17 protein-coding genes and 1 pseudogene are annotated in these 16,867 nt (G+C 44.8%); 9 read left to right on the top strand and 9 right to left on the bottom strand.

All coding sequences use genetic code 11. From position 1 onward, the window contains the following. Positions 1-35 precede the first annotated feature (35 nt). Positions 36-2,534, top strand: a complete 2,499-nt coding sequence (locus QT998_RS01420) for a glycosyltransferase family 2 protein (protein ID WP_333113417.1) — start codon at positions 36-38, stop codon at positions 2,532-2,534. A gap of 78 nt (positions 2,535-2,612) precedes the next feature. Here QT998_RS01420 and QT998_RS01425 read toward each other — a convergent pair whose 3' ends face one another. From QT998_RS01425 to QT998_RS01440, 4 genes and pseudogenes are all read right to left on the bottom strand, one after another. Continuing rightward, positions 2,613-2,978, bottom strand: coding sequence for a XisI protein (locus QT998_RS01425; RefSeq protein WP_333113416.1), 366 nt, complete (start codon positions 2,976-2,978; stop codon positions 2,613-2,615). Continuing rightward, positions 2,969-3,309 (bottom strand): annotated as a pseudogene (locus tag QT998_RS27355) (element excision factor XisH family protein). The gene QT998_RS01425 and the pseudogene QT998_RS27355 overlap by 10 nt, the downstream one beginning before the upstream one ends. Positions 3,310-3,387: 78 nt before the next feature. Then, on the bottom strand, positions 3,388-3,480 hold the full coding sequence (locus tag QT998_RS27360; RefSeq protein ID WP_442921513.1) for an element excision factor XisH family protein: 93 nt from the start codon (positions 3,478-3,480) through the stop codon (positions 3,388-3,390). Positions 3,481-3,589: 109 nt separating this feature from the next. After that, a complete protein-coding gene (locus tag QT998_RS01440; protein WP_333113414.1) occupies positions 3,590-5,023 on the bottom strand; it encodes an ABC transporter substrate-binding protein in 1,434 nt (477 codons plus the stop codon). Between the two features lie 456 nt (positions 5,024-5,479). On the opposite strand from QT998_RS01440, the gene QT998_RS01445 reads away from it, so the two are divergent. Beyond that, positions 5,480-6,394: a COX15/CtaA family protein gene (locus tag QT998_RS01445; RefSeq protein ID WP_333113411.1), complete on the top strand. Its 915-nt coding sequence runs from the start codon at positions 5,480-5,482 to the stop codon at positions 6,392-6,394. A 133-nt stretch (positions 6,395-6,527) separates the two neighbouring features. Further along, the gene (locus tag QT998_RS01450) at positions 6,528-7,505 is read left to right on the top strand and encodes a heme o synthase (protein WP_333113732.1); all 978 of its coding nucleotides are present in this window, start codon (positions 6,528-6,530) and stop codon (positions 7,503-7,505) included. 48 nt (positions 7,506-7,553) lie between these two features. On the opposite strand, the gene QT998_RS01455 is transcribed toward QT998_RS01450, so the two are convergent. Further along, complete coding sequence (locus tag QT998_RS01455) at positions 7,554-7,922, bottom strand: DUF5615 family PIN-like protein (protein ID WP_333113410.1); 369 nt, start codon at positions 7,920-7,922, stop codon at positions 7,554-7,556. Continuing rightward, entirely contained in the window at positions 7,919-8,221 is a 303-nt protein-coding gene (locus QT998_RS01460; RefSeq protein WP_333113409.1) for a DUF433 domain-containing protein, read from the bottom strand. The genes QT998_RS01455 and QT998_RS01460 overlap by 4 nt, the downstream gene beginning before the upstream one ends. Before the next feature lie 60 nt (positions 8,222-8,281). Here QT998_RS01460 and QT998_RS01465 point away from each other — a divergent pair, with 60 nt between their 5' ends. From QT998_RS01465 to QT998_RS01490, 6 genes are all read left to right on the top strand, one after another. Next, positions 8,282-8,491, top strand: a complete 210-nt coding sequence (locus QT998_RS01465) for a DUF433 domain-containing protein (RefSeq protein WP_333113407.1) — start codon at positions 8,282-8,284, stop codon at positions 8,489-8,491. Further along, positions 8,481-8,681 carry a DUF2283 domain-containing protein gene (locus QT998_RS01470; protein WP_333113405.1) on the top strand — a complete coding sequence of 67 codons (201 nt, stop codon included), beginning with the start codon at positions 8,481-8,483 and terminating at the stop codon, positions 8,679-8,681. The genes QT998_RS01465 and QT998_RS01470 overlap by 11 nt, the downstream gene beginning before the upstream one ends. Before the next feature lie 384 nt (positions 8,682-9,065). Next, the gene (locus QT998_RS01475) at positions 9,066-10,760 is read left to right on the top strand and encodes an AIPR family protein (protein WP_333113403.1); all 1,695 of its coding nucleotides are present in this window, start codon (positions 9,066-9,068) and stop codon (positions 10,758-10,760) included. A gap of 277 nt (positions 10,761-11,037) precedes the next feature. Next, positions 11,038-11,232 (top strand): hypothetical protein, encoded by a 195-nt coding sequence (locus tag QT998_RS01480; RefSeq protein WP_333113401.1) that lies wholly within the window; start codon positions 11,038-11,040, stop codon positions 11,230-11,232. An 87-nt stretch (positions 11,233-11,319) separates the two neighbouring features. After that, positions 11,320-11,733, top strand: a complete 414-nt coding sequence (locus tag QT998_RS01485; protein ID WP_333087634.1) for a hypothetical protein — start codon at positions 11,320-11,322, stop codon at positions 11,731-11,733. Continuing rightward, positions 11,726-12,160 carry an HNH endonuclease gene (locus tag QT998_RS01490; RefSeq protein ID WP_333087635.1) on the top strand — a complete coding sequence of 145 codons (435 nt, stop codon included), beginning with the start codon at positions 11,726-11,728 and terminating at the stop codon, positions 12,158-12,160. Before QT998_RS01485 ends, QT998_RS01490 begins: the two co-directional genes overlap by 8 nt. Before the next feature lie 130 nt (positions 12,161-12,290). On the opposite strand, the gene QT998_RS01495 is transcribed toward QT998_RS01490, so the two are convergent. The 3 genes from QT998_RS01495 to QT998_RS01505 form a co-directional block, all read right to left on the bottom strand. Continuing rightward, entirely contained in the window at positions 12,291-12,794 is a 504-nt protein-coding gene (locus QT998_RS01495; RefSeq protein ID WP_333113399.1) for a DUF1349 domain-containing protein, read from the bottom strand. Positions 12,795-12,800: 6 nt separating this feature from the next. Continuing rightward, on the bottom strand, positions 12,801-13,571 hold the full coding sequence (locus QT998_RS01500) for a CPBP family intramembrane glutamic endopeptidase (RefSeq protein ID WP_333113396.1): 771 nt from the start codon (positions 13,569-13,571) through the stop codon (positions 12,801-12,803). A 167-nt stretch (positions 13,572-13,738) separates the two neighbouring features. Continuing rightward, positions 13,739-16,612 (bottom strand): zinc-dependent metalloprotease, encoded by a 2,874-nt coding sequence (locus QT998_RS01505; protein ID WP_333113393.1) that lies wholly within the window; start codon positions 16,610-16,612, stop codon positions 13,739-13,741. Positions 16,613-16,867 lie beyond the last annotated feature (255 nt).

Here is a 16,867-nt window from a genome sequence, read left to right on the forward strand (position 1 = left end):
GACTTTTGCAGGCACGATCGGGAATTTCACATTTTATGACAACTTCAAGATTTGACCTTCAAGACTTGAAACACCGCTTTTGGGCGATTTCGCGAATGCCAGCGGCAACCCTAGTCGTTTTGGGGGCGGTTGCTTTCGCAGGCGCGATCGCCGGAGCCTGGTTTGCCCGTGAAGGCACGGTCAGCGGCATTTTTGCTACAATCGACACTTGGCAGAAAAACCCGCCTGTGTGGCTGCAAGTACCCGCTGCGAGCAAGATGTATTTGTTAGTGCCTACTGTCGTGCTCGTCTCGGCCGCTTTAGCTGCAATGAAAATTTCGCCTCAACCGCAGAAACGATCGCGGGCTGTGGTAGTTGCAATAGTTTTGGCTTTAACAATTCGCTACGTTTTGTGGCGATCGCTAGCCACCCTAAATTTAAGCGATCCCCTCAACGGTATATTTAGTTTAGGGCTGTTTTTCCTAGAAATGTTAATGGTTTTCACCAGCAGCATTCAACTGTATTTAATGCTCGGAGTCAAAGATAGGTGCCGAGAAGCCGATCGCATGGCCGTTGCAGTTGCAGAGGGAAAATTTGCGCCAACAGTCGATATTTTGATTCCAACTTACAACGAACCAATTTTTATTTTGCGGCGCACAGTCATCGGCTGTCAAGCTTTAGATTATCCCAACAAAAAAGTATATTTGCTCGACGATACCAAGCGCCCAGAAATCAAATTGCTGGCAAAAAAAATGGGATGCGAGTATATAACCCGACCCGATAATCTGCACGCCAAAGCGGGAAACATCAATCACGCCACAGCCCTAACAGATGGAGAATTAATTGTTGTTTTCGATGCCGACTTTATCCCCACTAAAAACTTTTTAACCAGAACAGTAGGCTTTTTTCAGAATCCCGAAATCGCCCTCGTTCAAACACCGCAAAGCTTTTATAACCACGATCCCATCGCCCGCAACTTAGGTTTAGAAAACGTGCTGGCCCCGGAAGAAGAAGTATTTTACCGACAAATTGAAATAATCAAAGACAGCGCCGACAGCGTGATTTGTTGCGGTACATCTTTTGTCGTGAGACGCAGCGCCCTACAAGCGGTGGGAGGCTTTGTCACAGATTCAGTCTGCGAAGATTACTTTACCGGAATTCGGCTCTCAGCAACCGGCTACCGCTTAGTTTATTTAGATGAAAAATTAAGCGCTGGTTTGGCGGCAGAAAATATAGAGGCTCATCTAACCCAAAGGGTGCGCTGGGCGCGAGGTACGCTTCAGGCATTTTTTATTAATTCCAATCCTTTAACAATTCGCGGACTCAGATTCGTACAAAGGCTGTCTCATTTGGAAGGATTACTGCACTGGTTTACCAGTTTAACCAGGGTTTTGTTTCTGTTGATGCCTTTAGCTTATTCGTTTTTGGGTATAATTCCTTTGCGGACAAATGCGCGGGAATTGCTGTACTTTTTCCTACCTTATTATTTGGTGCAAGTTACGGTTTTTTCTTGGCTGAACCGCAGATCGCGATCGGCTTTGCTTTCGGATGTATACTCGTTTGTTCAGTGTATTCCTTTAGCAGTAACGGTGGTGAGTGCCATGCTCAAGCCCTTTGATAAAGGGTTTAAGGTGACACCGAAGGGAATAGCGAGCGATCGCTTTAATTTCAACTGGAATTTGGGATGGCCTTTGATTGTTTTGTTCGCCGCCACAGCATTCAGCTTGTGGCACAATTTAAACATTAATTTAGTTAGAAACTGGAGCAGCGTACAGACAGTATCCGAGACTGCTGATTTGTTAAAAGGTGTGAGTTTGGGCTGGATTTGGAGCGTTTATAACCTGTTGATGCTGGGGATAGCGTTGCTGATTTTGGTGGATATTCCTAAGCCGGATATTTATGAATGGTTCAATTTGCGGAGGGTTGTACAATTGAATGTGGGCGGTGAAACTTTGTGGGGAATAACTACTGTAATTTCGGAAAGTGGCGCTGAAGTTGCTCTGACAAAGCGACCGAGTTTTGCGGTGAAAGGTAAAGAAGGTAATGAGAGTTTTGCCGCAGCAGAAATGCTCCCCAACTATGCTGTTCAAACAAGTTTATCGCAGGGTAAAATAAGAGCGAGCGCCCCCACAGCAGTCAAAGCGAGAAATTGGGTGGCACCGCCTGTTCTCAAGTTGGACACTGAGGCTAGTTTGAGAGCATTTTTGATTGATTGCGAGTCGGCGACTCTGGAAATTATGGAAGAGAAATGTTTTATTCCTGTGGCTAAAATTGAGTTGGTTAGCGATAAATCTCAGTTGGAGTCGAGTTTTCGGGATGCTGCTGGGTGCACTGTTGTGGAATTTCCGACTGTGCGAATTGCCTTCGATCGCCTGAGTGTTAGTCAGCGCCGCTGTTTGATCGAAATGCTGTACTGTCGCCCCGGCCAGTGGAAGCGGCAGGAAACTCCGGGAGAATGGCGATCGCTGTGGCTGTTGTTGAGAATTGCTTTGAAACCGAGGGCTATTTTTGAGAGAAACAGATCGGTTAGGGCGATCGGGGTTTCGCAAGTTTAAATCACTTTTTCTATCGAAATTTGTCTTTCTATGTCGGGCAAAATAATCTCTTCGCCCAATCGGTTACACCTAATTTACTTACCCGCAACTGAGGGCGAGATCCTCCCCTGTGCCAAAATCAGTAAACTGGCGCACCTCTGGTTCGTGGAATGCTAAAACAATATCTTCTTTAGGCACTCCCAATTCGACGAGTTGGTTCGCAATTCCGACTTCAGTACCGTCATGCTGAATCCAAATTTTCCCATTCTTGATATCAAGATGCAGAATACAGCCAAAATCGCGTTTATTTCCACGCCAACCAACATACAGAAGTTGATAATGATCTTGCTCAGCATCGAAAAGAGTTTGCACTTCGTATTCTTGCGCGTTGCGTTGTATCGAAGCGCGCGATCGCCGTTCTGAAAGCAGATGACGAATGTATTGCCTATATTGCTCTACAGCCATTGAACAATAACCTCCTGTTGCACATCATAAATTATTAATCGTAGTTGATATCGCTGAACTGCAGCCACAATAAACCGTTGTTGAAAGAAACTTTCATAAATTGGCACTCGCACCGCTAGATAGAGGCGGCGATCGGGTTCAATAGTTTCAAGTGCATCGCGATAATTAAGGAATTGTCCCAATGCAGTATGAAAATCTGAAACATTGGATGGCTGATGAAACTTTTAACTTCTACAGCAATTTTCTGACGATCTCGCTGGGCCGCTAACAATTGTTCCGCAGCTAAATCAATCTCAAAATCTACATCATCAACATTAATTTGATATAGCAATCCTAAATCATTTGTGAATTTCTTACTCCCTCCCCGAACTCGCGGGGAGGGTTGGGGTGGGGTAAAAATATTTACGACTCATTTAGGATTGCTATAGGGGTCAGCCGTAATCTGCCAACCTTCCTTTTCTAAACCAGTCTTAACAACACCATGAAACCGATCTTTTACCATACAAGTTTTCTAGTTGCGGATAACTACTCATCTTGTAAACATTTCTGCTTGACCAGCCATAGAAGTTACCAATGAATATTATAATCTACCTTTCGCGATCGCAAATAGTTTACAAAGCGGGTAGCGGCACAAAATCGTAACCGTAACTGCTGCGATTTCCGGGTTTAACAATTACTAACTGAACGGCTCGATTGCGATCGCCCGAAGGTAAAAATCGAATCGGGCCCGATGCTCCTGTTGCTGAAAAATCTGGCGCTGATAAAGCTTTTTGAATGCCTGTACGAGTCGGATCGCGCTCTAAACCGACAATTAATGCTTTTGTCGCATCGTAGGCTAAAGCCGTGCGCCAACTCACTTCTGCATTCCAAAGTTGTTTGGATGTTTGGGGAAAATTTGACTGCGGATCTGCGAGAATATGCCAAGGAACAGCCAGCACCATACCTGTGGCTGCCGCACCACCGACTTGCAGTGTTTTAGCAGTATAAACGCTGTCTCCTGCTAGTAAGGGCAGGCGTTGGGCGTTTACTTGCACTACTTGCAAAGCTTTGTCTAGCGTGGCTGTATCGGCTGCTAATACGATCGCTTCTGCTCCTTGGGCGATCGCGCTTTTAACACTCTCGGCAGCATTAAAATTGCCCTTAGCAAAGTCAAATTCCGATACTATTTGTCCGCCATCTCCGTAAACTGCCGTCGTAAATTCATCTTTTAAAGATTTGCTGTAACTGCTGGCAGAATTAAAAAATATCACCGCTTTTTGCTTTTGCAATTTTGTCAGCATATAGCGGGAAAGAGCATTAGCTGCAAACCTATCGCTCGGTACTGTCCGAAATATATCGCTACCAATTCCTGAAAGCTGGACTGACGTACTTGTCGGAGAAATTGCTACTAATTGATTTTGCTGGTAAATCTTGCTGGCTGCTAGGGTGGTGTCGGAACCAAAATGTCCGATTACTCCTAAAATTTCCGAGTTATTTGCCAAAGCACTGGCAATTTGCGAAGCCATTTCTGGGTTGTTGTCGTCGTTAGCAATTAGCACTTTTAATGGAGTACCGTTAATGCCGCCGCTTTGGTTGATTTCATTTTGAGCTTGAGCGACACCCCGCAGAATTTCTAAAGCGGCATTGATATCTGCACCAATGGGAACCGCTGCGGCAATTGTGTAGGATTTTCGATCGCCGATGCGGGCGTTGTTGAGGTAAATTAGTGCTTCGGGATCGTTGCGATTGGTTTTGAGCGAAGCTTGTAAATCGGAAATAGCTGCGTTATAGTTGCCAGATGCGTAAGCCTGTATTGCTGCTTGTTTGGTTGTGGTTGCTCGATCGGAAATTAACAGTTTTTGTCCGGCACTCAGACGCTGCCCAATTGCTTGCTCTGACTGCGGGGAATTGCCCGTCTGGGACTTAGAAACTGTCGGATTTTGGGATGATGAACCTCCGAGATTGATGCCGCCGCGGCTTGTCAGCCACCAAATACCTGTGCCGGCTAGCCCGATCGTAATTAGGAGTGATAATGCTAAAACAGCGGTTTCGTTTTTTTGGGACATGGCTGCACAGTGTTATATTTTAGGTTTGAGATTCAAACGCTCAGCAAGAAGGCAGAAAGTAGGATACAACTGATATTTTATAATTTTTTTATGCTGTTTAGTATTTTGCAAACACTTTTCAATTGGTTCTATCACAATTATTTCATCTTGTGTTTTTCTTAATTATATCTTTATTTTCCTGCGAAACTCAGGCAGCGGGGGAGTTGTCAGCGATCGAGGAGGGAGGTAAAAGATTAAAGTTTTTTGAAGTTTAGCAAAAATCCTGCAATCTTTTGTAATATAAACAGGCAAGTTGAAAAATATCTAAAGACAAACTAATTGGATAAAAGAGTCGCTAAGGTAGTAAAAATGACGGTTGGTCAGAGAAAAAGAGTGTTAAGCTCGGCTAAGCTCAGCCAAAGCAAAACCTCAATATTTAATTAAGCTCGATCGATAACAAAGGCTAAGGTAAAGTTCATGGCAAACTCAGTTTTAAATCAGCCAAACGCAGCAGCAGGAGTGCAGTGGCAGCCAAAAGATATTATCCGCGGCCTAGTGTGGAAAATTGCGATCGCAACCTGGCTGTTAATGGCAGTAGGCAGCGCCACGCGAGTCATGAATGCGGGGCTCGCTTGCCCCGACTGGCCGCTGTGCTACGGTCAATTAATACCCGCAGCGCAAATGAATTTGCAGGTATTTCTGGAGTGGTTCCACCGATTGGACGCAGCGGTAATTGGCTTGAGCGCGATCGCACTTTTAGGGCTATCTTTGTTTTACCGCAGTCGCCTGCCAAAATGGCTGCCTTGGGCAAGCGCCGGAGCACTATTTTTAATCGTTTTTCAAGGCGTATTGGGCGGCTTGACAGTAACACAACTGCTGAGATTTGACATCGTTACCGCTCACTTGGGAACCGCTTTACTGTTTTTTGGCGCCCTGCTAGTCATCGGTTTCATGCTGACTCCCTACGAAGCTACAGGAAATGTCGGCAAATTAGCTTGGGTAAGTTCGATCGCAGCATTGTTAGTTTACCTGCAAAGTTTGCTAGGAGCATTAGTAGGCTCTAGATGGGCACTGCACCAATGTTTGAGCTCCTCAGAATTGTGCTCGGTAATGAACAGCCACATCGCCGGTATCGTACCAGCTACAGCAGCGACTTTAGCCGTAGCAGTCATGGCTTGGCGGCAGCCTGCACTGAGTCAAAACTTGCGAAAACTAGCTAATTGGGCGAGTGTTTGCCTCATTGCTCAATTAGTTCTGGGATTAGCAACTTTCCGGCTGCACCTTCAGGTAGAACCGCTGACAGTCGCCCACCAAGCCGTCGGTGCTGCTTTGCTGGGAACCCTGATAGCTTTTAGTGTTTTAGCTTGGCGCGATCGAGTTTTATCAGCTTGAGAGATAAGACTAAAGTAAGAGGCGGCGGGTTTATTAATCCTTGTAGCTACACCAAATATTTCTCGTAAAACCCGCAACTCCAACCTAATGACTAATGACGAATTCGCAAATAATTACTAACAGCTTACAACCGATGCAAGAAATCCTTACCAACGAAAGGCCCCGCCTCCACGAAAACTTTTCGCAAGTGGTGAAAAGTTACTATCAACTAACAAAACCCAGAATTATTTTACTGCTGCTAATCACCACCTCAGCAGGAATGTGGATGGCGGCCAAAGGAGAAGTAGACCCGCTATTGCTGGTATCAACTATTACCGGAGGTGCTTTAGCTTCCGCGTCGGCGAATACGATTAATTGTGTCTACGACAGCGACATCGATTATATTATGGAGCGCACCCGGTGGCGGCCGATTCCTTCCGGGCGTGTCAAGAAGCGGGATGCTTTGATATTTGCGATCGCCCTAGCTACAATATCCTTTACATTGGTGACAGTTGTTGCCAACTTATTAGCCGCATTGCTAGCAATGTCAGGCATCGTTTTCTATGTCCTAATTTACACCCACTGGCTGAAGCGTCACAGCGTGCAAAACATCGTCATCGGCGGTGCAGCAGGGGCGATTCCGCCGCTAGTTGGGTGGGCTGCGGTGACGGGAGATTTGAGTTGGGGTGCGTGGCTGCTGTTTGCGATTATATTCCTGTGGACACCGCCGCATTTTTGGGCATTAGCAATGATGATTCGCGACGAATACAAGGAAGTAGGCGTCCCGATGTTACCTGTAATTGAGGGCGACGAAGAGACAGCCCGCCAAATTTGGATTTACACGCTATTGATGATTCCTGCAACTTTGCTGCTAGTTTACCCCCTGCATTTAGCGGGCGCGGTGTATGCGGGAACAGCTATTTTCCTCGGTGCTATTTTTGCCCAAAAAGCTTGGTTGCTGTTGCAGACTCCCGAGGATAAGATAGTTGCGCGATCGCTCTTCAAATACTCTATTCTGTACCTAATGCTCTTGTGCGCCGGAATAGTCGTTGACAGTTTGCCTGTGACTCATAATTTTACTACTGCTGTTGTACAAAATGTGCAAACTTTGATTAGTGCAGTTGTGATGTAGTCTGCTTTTAGCTCCCCGGCTTCTTCAAGAAGTCGGGGCTCTGAGTATTTAGCTATTTTTCAAGTATTTACCCAAAAACTCTAACTGGTTCACCATTTCCTCTGCTGTCTTATTAGCAGTTAGTTCCATAATGACTCTAACTTGCTCGCCCACGGAATAGTCTTGTGAGATCAGCGCAATGCCAGCATGAGATTCCTCTCTGCCAAGGAACTCAGTATGTAACTGACAGAAATCTCCAATATTGTGACTGTACAAAACTCTGTTTTGACTGGCAGCTAGCCGAAGTTGTTCTTCGTCGATTAATCCTTCTGTTTGAGTTTCGTTGACGGTGGTTACATCGACTTGACGTGCCCGTAATGCCCGTAGTAGGGACTGATCCTGGGAGTCTTCATCTAGGTAAAGCCTAATCTCACTCATGGTTCTTTACCAAAGTTGCTGTGCAAAGCTTCAAGACGCTTGGCTTCTGCTGCTTGATTAATCAAATCAGTTTCAATTTCTGCGGTGTTGGCATGATAGTAAGTTAATGCAGCGTAGACTTCGGCGAGGGTGAGATGTCCGATGCGATCGCAAATCTCTTCAGCATTCAATCCTCGCTTGTACCAGGTTACAATCCGGCGAACGGTAACGCCTTTACCGAGGATGTGGGGACATCCGCCATGCAGTCCGGGAGTGCGTGTAATGAGCGTACCAATGTCAATAGATACTGCTGCGGTCATAAATTTTATAATCTTAACTATACTCATAATAGATGAAAACTCTTGAGAGGCGAACTGGTTATGAACTGGAAAGCACACATTCACTCAAATCCTAAAATTCTGCTTGGCAAGCCTGTAATTAAGGGAACACGAATATCAGTGGAGTTTATTCTAGGGCTATTTTCAGAAGGTTGGACACAGCAACAAGTTCTAGAAAACTACCCAACGCTTAATGCTGAATCTCTACAAGCTGTGTTTGCTTTAGCTGCTGAGAATCCCAATGAAAGTTAAATACGATGCAGAAGCAGACATTCTGATTTTTATCTTACGTGATGCGTTTCCAGCTAATGCTATTTCTGAACCTAGAGGCGTGATTGTCAGTTATGACGAAAGTGACGAACCAGTTAGCATCGAATTTCTCAATGCCTCCAAACGTAAACTGTTTAATGCTCAAGAACTCATACTAACGATCGCAACATAGTTGATAGGCTTTGTCGAGATGGCACCGCAATATTGTCAGCTTACGCTGCAAAATGAACAAAGTTGCACTGTGTTGCCGTAAAAGCTATCGAAATCAGAATGTTATCGCGCAACGGCGGTACAATTATAAGTTAGCTGGCTTCGGTGTAGTCGGTTAGGGTGTAGTTGTGAAGAAATTGGCACGAAGCATGGTTTTCTAGTGAACGCGGACTGTAACGGGGCGGCGAATATTTTAAAGAAAAGTAAGCACAATGCTTTAAGCGGAGTGTCTAGAGGCTGTTTGGCACAGCCGTTAAGAGTGAAAATCTCTTAAGAATCCCCGCCGTTCTACGGCGGTGGAGTGTCAAACTCTGTAGAATAGTAGTGTTGCTCTCTATGAGAATTTATGCTTAATCTAGATTACGCAAATCTTGTTCAGATTGCTCAGCCCTATAAAGTTCCAGGTCGTGAAGAAGCCAGTGCCTTTTTAAGTTGGTTTCTAGTAAACATATATAGGTTAGATATTATTGAAGTCCAAGACATTGTTTGTGATGGGCGTGGAGACAAGGGGATTGATGGAATTTATGTTAATAAAAGTGAAGAATGTATAGATATTTTTCAATCCAAGACTGTACAGAATCCTGGCAAAACTTTGGGAGATACTCAACTTAAAGAATTTGTAGGGAGCCTAAAGCAACTAGAAACGCCTGAAGGCGTGCAATCAATGATTTCAACTACGGGGAACTCGCAGCTTAAAAATTTATTGATTGAGTACAAAGATATTCTTACATCTTCGGAATATACGATTCGAGGAATTTTTGTTACGAATGCGGTCAAAGATTCTAATGCCGACTGTTTTCTGGCAGCTACTTCCGTGACAACTCAGCTCAAGGTGTGGGATAAGCCTCTTATCATTCAAATGTATGTACCTAGCGAGAAGGCAATACCAGCAACATCAGAAATTGCCTTTGATGTTTTTGGATATGACTATGTTGAGTACAATGTTAGTAATACTGCAAAAGTTGTAATTGCTCCAGTATCAGCAGTTGACTTAGTTCAGATGGAAGGTATTGAAAACCAACAGCTTTTTGATTTGAATTTAAGAAAAGATCTAGAGAAAACGAAGGTTAACAAAGATATTGAAAAGAGCATATATAATGCTTCTGAGCACGGTAACTTTCTGCTTTACCACAACGGAATAACTATCATTTGTGACAGATTAGATACTTCAGAGCAAGACAAAGTAAAAATTCAAGGATATTCCGTAGTAAATGGTTGTCAAACGGTATCAAGTCTTTACAGAAATAGAGATAAAGTGACTCAAGATCTAAGAATATTAACTCGAGTTATTCAGGTGAATGCTAATCAATCCGATCTCATTTCAAGAATTACTTACAACAGTAATAATCAGAATGGAATTAAAGCTAGAGATTTCAGATCTAACACACCAACCCAGGTTAGACTTCAACAAGAAATTAATCAATTTTATCCAGATTATTTCTATGAGATTAAGCGTGGAGATGAGCCGGAACAGCGAATGGTAATTGAAAATACGCTTGCTGGACAAATTTTACTGGCCTTTGATTTGAAGCGACCTTGGGATGTTCAGAGATATAGCAAGATATTTGACGATTTACATCAAGAGGTCTTTGCTCGCCCAGAAGTTAGTGGAGGAAGAATTGTAGTTTTATTTGATCTGTATAAAGAAATAGAAAAAGATCTGTCACAGATTGAACCTTCATTATTTGGTGGCTATCAGATTACTAAATTTTTCTTGCTTTATCTTATTTCGGAGGTTTTATCGGATGATGAAATTGGTAAAGCTTTCTCTAAGAAACCAGAAAATTTTTATAAAGACTCTGCTCAGAAAGAGCATCTTCTCAAATGTATTCATATAATCTTAGGTGATTTAATCATTGATTTGAATGGTGAATTCAAGGAGGCAGGTGGAGAAAATTTTGACTTTAAAGCAACATTTAAGGCTCCGAACTTGTTGCGTAGCTTAAGGAACAAAGTAATTGGATCTCATAAAAAGCTTATTGCTCGTGGACGGGTAGAATCATTCTCACAGTTGTGGGATACATTGGAGAGTCAAGCCTAACAAGTATGTGACTAAACCATTAAACACTGTGTTTCTGATTAGAGTGGCAAGTGGCAGCCAGCTAACAAGTCGTTGGAGCCGACCGTCGAGAGATTGTCTATTAAAGTTCGAGGTTATCTGCGGCGGCTCAACTTGGTAGTTACATTTTTTCTCCTTTTTATTACCCTGTATTGAACGACAGGTGAAACTCGCTCGTCCACTACTTCCCCCAAATAATCGCAGTCAATGTCTCTCAACCCCCGTACAACTTTCAAATTCCAACCCAAAGGTGAATGCCATGCAAGCCAAACTTCAAGAACGACTTTCTCCTGCTGATGCCGCAGTCATTTTGAGACGCTTGCCAGAACCAATTCAAGCTCCTTCGATCGCGCGTGCTGCGAAGATTGAAGATCCGATCGCCATTTCGATCGCCAATTTTCTCGACACAGAAGCATTAGGTTTCGTAGATTGCAAACCAGGACGCGGGCAGTAAAATCGAGAAGTCCCATGCGATGAAGTTAGAGATAAGATGAAAGCCCGATCGCTAAAATGATGAATAGATTTTGCTGCCAAGATAACCATGACCACCATCACCCTCAACCTCTCTCCCGAACTCGAACACCAGATCCGCACTGAAGCAGCTAGACAGGGCGTGGAACCCGATCGCTACATCCTCAACGCCCTGCAAGAACGCCTCCAGCCTAGACTTCCAATTACCCAACCTACAGAAGCCGACTTGCTGCAACAAATTAACATCGGCTTTAGTGCACAAACCTGGGAAGAATACCATGCCCTCATCGCCAAGCGTCATGCCGAAACCCTGACTCCCGAAGAACACAAGCAACTGATCCAAATGAGCGATCGCCTTGAACAACTCAATGTTGCCCGCATTCAAGCCTTAATTCAACTCGCAACCTTCCGCAACCAACCTCTGACGGAGCTGATGCAAACCCTCGGCATCAATCCTCATCCCGATATCGTTGATTATGCCTGAATCCCGCCTCACACAGCAGCAACGACAATTCATTAAACAACGCGCCAATGGTTGCTGCGAGTATTGTCTCAGTCAAGCTAAATTCTCTCCAGATCCCTTCTCGATTGAACACATTATCCCTCGCTCCAAAGGTGGCACCAGTGATTTGGATAATCTGGCGATCGCAGCTCAAGGGTGCAACAATTTCAAATACAGTCATAGTGAGGCGATCGACCCCGTTACAGGTGGCTCCGTCCCACTTTATCATCCTCGACAGGATAACTGGAGCGAACACTTTACTTGGAGCAGCGATTCGACTCAAATGTTGGGTTTAACACCGACTGGACGCGCTACCATTGATCGGCTGCAACTCAACCGAGAAGGAGTAGTCAATCTTCGAGGAGTCCTGCATTCTATCGCTCTACATCCACCTCGCAATGATTCGTAATTGAATATCCGATCGCAGCGGCGATCGTCATTTCGATCGCCAGTTTTCTCGACACAGAAGCATTAGGTTTCGTATACCAAATTAGATCGGCTTACTATGCTTAAACCCTTCAAATTCGACTGCAAAGCCTTCACCTTGGGGAGCCAGCCGCACACATTAACCCAACTTGAACCATTGGTGACTCAGTGAGATATGCCAGTCGCATCATTGAATACTCTTCCCCATCCAACGAGTATTGCACTTCCACCGTTTCAGCTCGGCGCTTTACCCGCAGCCACAGGGAAACTGGTGGCACTTCAAGTGGAATAACACACCAATCGGAATAGTCTCGTGTCACAACCGCACTCACGTTTTGCACTCCCTCAACAAACTCAATGCCGCACTTGAGCCAGATATTTTCGCTCTCTCGAATCATCAACCCTGCTTGATCGTAGAGCGATTGATAGCAACCAGTAATTTTGACTTCGGCTGTAAAGTCGCCTGAAACTTGACGGTAGTAAAAGTTGCCGTTATCGCGAATGAATCCGTAATGAGTTTGCCGCCAAAAGTCAGTCTTTGCGCCGGCGGTAATATGGATAACATCGTTATCCTCATGCCATTGTAAAGGTTCGTTGTACCATTGCATTGTTTGCATATCCTGCTAACTTCCTCCAATTCCATGCAGTACCAAATCTGCAAAAAAATGAGATAACATAGCGTATTCTAATCCCCAACGCCAGTAAAGAAAACCAAAGGGAATCCCTAAGAGGGCATTGAGCAAAATCGTTCGGAAAATGACGATTGGGGTTAGTCCCCAGAGATTGGCAGCGGCAGGCAAATGACCCACACCAAACAGAATCGCCGCCGCCACAATTGCCAGCCAAAAAATTGGCCGACTAGGTTCTGATCGGCGCCGCTGAAAAATCTTCCAAAGTAGCCATGCAATCAATGTCATACCGAATAATCTAAGCAAGAGTTCTTCGGTAATGCCTCCGTAGAAAGAAGCTAATATGCGTTTCCAGAGGTCAATCTTTAACGCAGTTGTTGAAGCCATTGGAGGCATCCAAGGTTCCAACGCTAAATTCAATCCAATTAAGACGATTCCACCAACGCCACCGACTATCAGTGCCGTTTTGATAGCAGATTTAGAAAGAGTGGGAACAGGCTGTCGATACACCAGCGCACGAGCCAGGGGGGTATCGAGTCCCATTGAGTTGCCTAGGCGCAGTCCAATCCAATTCAGGAGAATCAAAAGAAGTCCAGTCTGAAGGGCGGAGGCAATAGCTATAACAGGTAACGGTGCAGGCACTTGCCCAACTGCTGGATTCAGAGACAGCGCATAAGGAAATAATGCCAACGCTGCCAGACTCCCCAGTAATGCCCAAAATAGGGCCAATCGCAGGTGGTGTTTGTTGGAAGTATCTGTAGTCATAATTTTTGATTGAATCAATAATCATCTAATTAATAAATCAGAAATTATGCACTCCCACCACAAAAACCGGGTTTTTTATCAAAAGAACGGGTTCTCCGGCCCACCCCACAACACATAAAGTTTTTTGTGGGGTGGGCGGAAGAACCCGCCCTGAAAGCTTTATTGACTTAATTCGACTGAATCTGCGAATTCAAAACCTTAGAAATTCGATCGCGCGTTTCCTCCAAATGAGCCCGCGTATAAGCATCCGCATTCCGATCCAAATTCCGAATACTCTTGCTCAAACCCTCACGCAACTGTCGCAACTCGTACCAAGCCAGAGTCCGCGCATCTTCAGGAGCACTGGTTTTTCGCAGCACCATTCCCATCAAAATCGCCAAATGTTCCCGCTGCAAAGAACGCCGAAAAGTTGAAATTTGCATCTTCTTTTCCGGCTGCAAAACCTCTTTCCAAATATCATGAAGCAAAGTATCGAACAATTCCGGCAACCTCAAAGCAGTTTCCGGTGCTGATTTTAACTCGACATCCCGCAGTCGCGCCAGTCGCGTGGGAGATAGCAAAACTCGCAGCACAAACCGCTGCAAAAAAGTAATTCGATCGCCGATCGGGTAATCTAGAGGAAACACCAAAGCCGGACTTCCCCAGTGATCCCAACGCGAAGGTGCTAATTTATTCAGCAAATCCGGCGCAAAACTAAAAGCATCCTGGGCAAATACGTACTTGTCCAATGTAGCCAAAGCTTCCCGCTGCTGCGAAAGTGCGATCGGCACAAACGGCAATTTCCCATTACTATCTCCCGGGCGAATCCGATTAAACGACTGCCCGCCGACGTACAAAGTAGCATTCACCACCTGATTGACATAATACCCAAACAGCGAATCAAACATCACCCGCAGTTCGTTATAACCCTCTTCCCCAACCGGAATTCGCTTTTCTAAACGCTTCCACATCGCCCTAGCATTATCCATTTGCCATTGCGAATACGTCAGCATATTACCGCTGAGATCGAAAGTATTAGCAGCCGGATCGAGATTGTCAACAGTATCCTCATCAGGCGCGTAAGCTAATTGCGGTTCCCCCGCGCGGCTGGCAATTTGTTGCAGCGCCCTTAAATCGCTGTTGGGGTTTGTGCCCCCAAGAACTTTGTAACCGTACTCGATCGCCCAATCGTCATAAGGCCCTACAATCGTAGGATAATAGTCGCCCTGCATAGTTCCCGGCGGTGCCAAATTAATCGGCAGATAATCCATCACCGACGCAGTTAAACCCTTAGTGCGAGTTACCTGAATATTGTTCAACTCATCCGGTTGCAGCATCGTACTGCCGTGAAAATTGTGCCTCAAACCGAGAGTGTGACCGACTTCGTGGGACGTCAAAAATCGGATATATTGATTCACATAATTGTCCGTCGCCGTACTGCTAGGTGGTGCATTATCCAACAGATTCACCGACATTGCCCCGATCGCAAATTGCCTGCTCGATTCCAACCCAAAACACATATCCGAACTCGACATCAAGCGCGACAAAGGCGATCGTTTTTGCTCTTGATATCTTTCCACCAAAGTCGGCAAATCATCAGCAATTCCACCTTGAGAATTTTCTCCGCTGCTTTTTCCCAAGTCCCCATTTTCTAGAACATTCAAATAACGCGAATATATTCCAAACTGACAAGGACTCGTATTAGAGCCATTTTTCCCTTGAAAACTCTTCGCTAGCGATCGATTTTGTTCCACCAAAAAGCCGTAGCCCTGTTTAATTTGCCGGACAATATCAGCATCTAACAGAATGTCAGCATCCAAAATTTCCCCAGTCAGCGGATTAGTGCGAGATGGCCCAATGCCTGCAAAATCCGACTCAAAAGAACTAGACCACCTAATAGTATTGTAGCGGACATCTGTCGGGTCCCATTTAGCATTGTCCGGCATTTGTTTGACCTGAATTGCCTCAGTAAAACCTGCCTTTTCAAAAGCTTTGTTCCACTCCAAAATGCCCTCGCGAATAGCATTTCTATACTCTACAGGCACATTATTTTCAATCCAAAACACAATTGGCTGCACCGGAGGCGACATCGGCGCGGATGGGATTTGCTTTTGCAAATGCCAGCGATTAATATAGCGCACAAAAGGATCGCGGCCACTCTTGTCAGAAAAGTTTTTATATGTGGTCAGAAAATAGCCAACTCGCTCGTCTGCAAGTCTGGGGCGGTAGCCATTATTAATCGGGACTTCCGAGAAACTGTAGTGAATGCGGAGGTTAAAAGCCCGACTGTCGGGAATCGAAGGTAAATAGTTAACCGCACTGTCATTATCGCTGGAAAAACCGTATATAGTAGCAATTTCTACATTCAGCGGAAACGCTTTCACATCTTTAAAAGAAGATTTGTCTTCATCGATTGAGTAAGAAGCGCCCAAAATCATCGGTAAAATTGCTTTTATCCCTGGTAAATCGCGCTTGTCGCTCATCAGCAAATCGCCTAAGTCGATCAGCAGAGTTTGCCTTTGCGGATGAATGCTTTTGAGCGGCAAAGAATAGAGGATAGACTCGCTAAATGCCCTTTCCACCGAACCCGCTTGCGGATCGCCCGGACTGGTGCGAAAATTGATATTGGGTATGACAAACTGCACGTTATTTTGGACTCGTCGCAGTTGAAACAAGAAATCGCCGATCGGCAATCCGCTAAAAATGCCGCCTTCCCCCAAACCAGAGGCCAATGTGACGAAACACAGGAACTTTTTGTCGAGTTGTTGCGGTGTAATTTCGAGATAAACTTTATTAGTTGCTTGATTGCGGTAAAGGGTAAACAATCCCTCTAACTGTTGGGCATCTTTGACAACTTGATCGAAAGGTTGTAGAGCTTGCTGTTGGCTAGTTTGTTCTTTGCCGGGGGGCGGCGCTGATAAAGCCCAATTTAAAAATAAACCTTTATACAAACTAAACAGGAAAAATGCTAGAGATAATATAAAAAATATTAAAGGGAGATTTTTTCGGGGATTTTTTATCTGTATATTTTTGCTAATTTTAGGAAATGTCAATCTTTTCATGTTGAGTATTCCGCTGCGGGAAATGATAGTTTTGAGATTGTCGCGGAGCGTGAGTTATATCGATTCCAGTTACACGAGCGACATGATTGTTGACTGTTGATTGTTGACTGTTGAAAAACTGAATGGTTGAGTGTTAAGCTGTTGCGGCATTTAAACTGTATGTCAAAAAACAATAAAACAATGAGTGGGGTGGGCCGGAGAGCGGGCCCTGAATATGCAATGTTTATTTGCGCGACAGCTTAACTGTTGACTCGA

Origin of the sequence: Microcoleus sp. S1D4, assembly GCF_036700765.1 — a bacterium.
Taxonomy (GTDB): domain Bacteria; phylum Cyanobacteriota; class Cyanobacteriia; order Cyanobacteriales; family Microcoleaceae; genus Microcoleus.

Bases quoted from the DNA above. Each gene is read 5' to 3' on its own strand.
- QT998_RS01445 (WP_333113411.1), top strand. From the start codon at position 5,480: ATGGCAAACTCAGTTTTAAATCAGCCAAACGCAGCAGCAGGAGTGCAG.
- QT998_RS01440 (WP_333113414.1), bottom strand. From the start codon at position 5,023: ATGTCCCAAAAAAACGAAACCGCTGTTTTAGCATTATCACTCCTAATT.
- QT998_RS01425 (WP_333113416.1), bottom strand. From the start codon at position 2,978: ATGGCTGTAGAGCAATATAGGCAATACATTCGTCATCTGCTTTCAGAA.
- QT998_RS27360 (WP_442921513.1), bottom strand. From the start codon at position 3,480: ATGGTAAAAGATCGGTTTCATGGTGTTGTTAAGACTGGTTTAGAAAAG.
- QT998_RS01500 (WP_333113396.1), bottom strand. From the start codon at position 13,571: ATGACTACAGATACTTCCAACAAACACCACCTGCGATTGGCCCTATTT.
- QT998_RS01460 (WP_333113409.1), bottom strand. From the start codon at position 8,221: ATGACCGCAGCAGTATCTATTGACATTGGTACGCTCATTACACGCACT.
- QT998_RS01490 (WP_333087635.1), top strand. From the start codon at position 11,726: ATGCCTGAATCCCGCCTCACACAGCAGCAACGACAATTCATTAAACAA.
- QT998_RS01485 (WP_333087634.1), top strand. From the start codon at position 11,320: ATGACCACCATCACCCTCAACCTCTCTCCCGAACTCGAACACCAGATC.
- QT998_RS01480 (WP_333113401.1), top strand. From the start codon at position 11,038: ATGCAAGCCAAACTTCAAGAACGACTTTCTCCTGCTGATGCCGCAGTC.
- QT998_RS01450 (WP_333113732.1), top strand. From the start codon at position 6,528: ATGCAAGAAATCCTTACCAACGAAAGGCCCCGCCTCCACGAAAACTTT.
- QT998_RS01420 (WP_333113417.1), top strand. From the start codon at position 36: ATGACAACTTCAAGATTTGACCTTCAAGACTTGAAACACCGCTTTTGG.
- QT998_RS01505 (WP_333113393.1), bottom strand. From the start codon at position 16,612: ATGAAAAGATTGACATTTCCTAAAATTAGCAAAAATATACAGATAAAA.
- QT998_RS01455 (WP_333113410.1), bottom strand. From the start codon at position 7,922: ATGAGTGAGATTAGGCTTTACCTAGATGAAGACTCCCAGGATCAGTCC.
- QT998_RS01470 (WP_333113405.1), top strand. From the start codon at position 8,481: ATGAAAGTTAAATACGATGCAGAAGCAGACATTCTGATTTTTATCTTA.
- QT998_RS01475 (WP_333113403.1), top strand. From the start codon at position 9,066: ATGCTTAATCTAGATTACGCAAATCTTGTTCAGATTGCTCAGCCCTAT.
- QT998_RS01465 (WP_333113407.1), top strand. From the start codon at position 8,282: ATGAACTGGAAAGCACACATTCACTCAAATCCTAAAATTCTGCTTGGC.
- QT998_RS01495 (WP_333113399.1), bottom strand. From the start codon at position 12,794: ATGCAAACAATGCAATGGTACAACGAACCTTTACAATGGCATGAGGAT.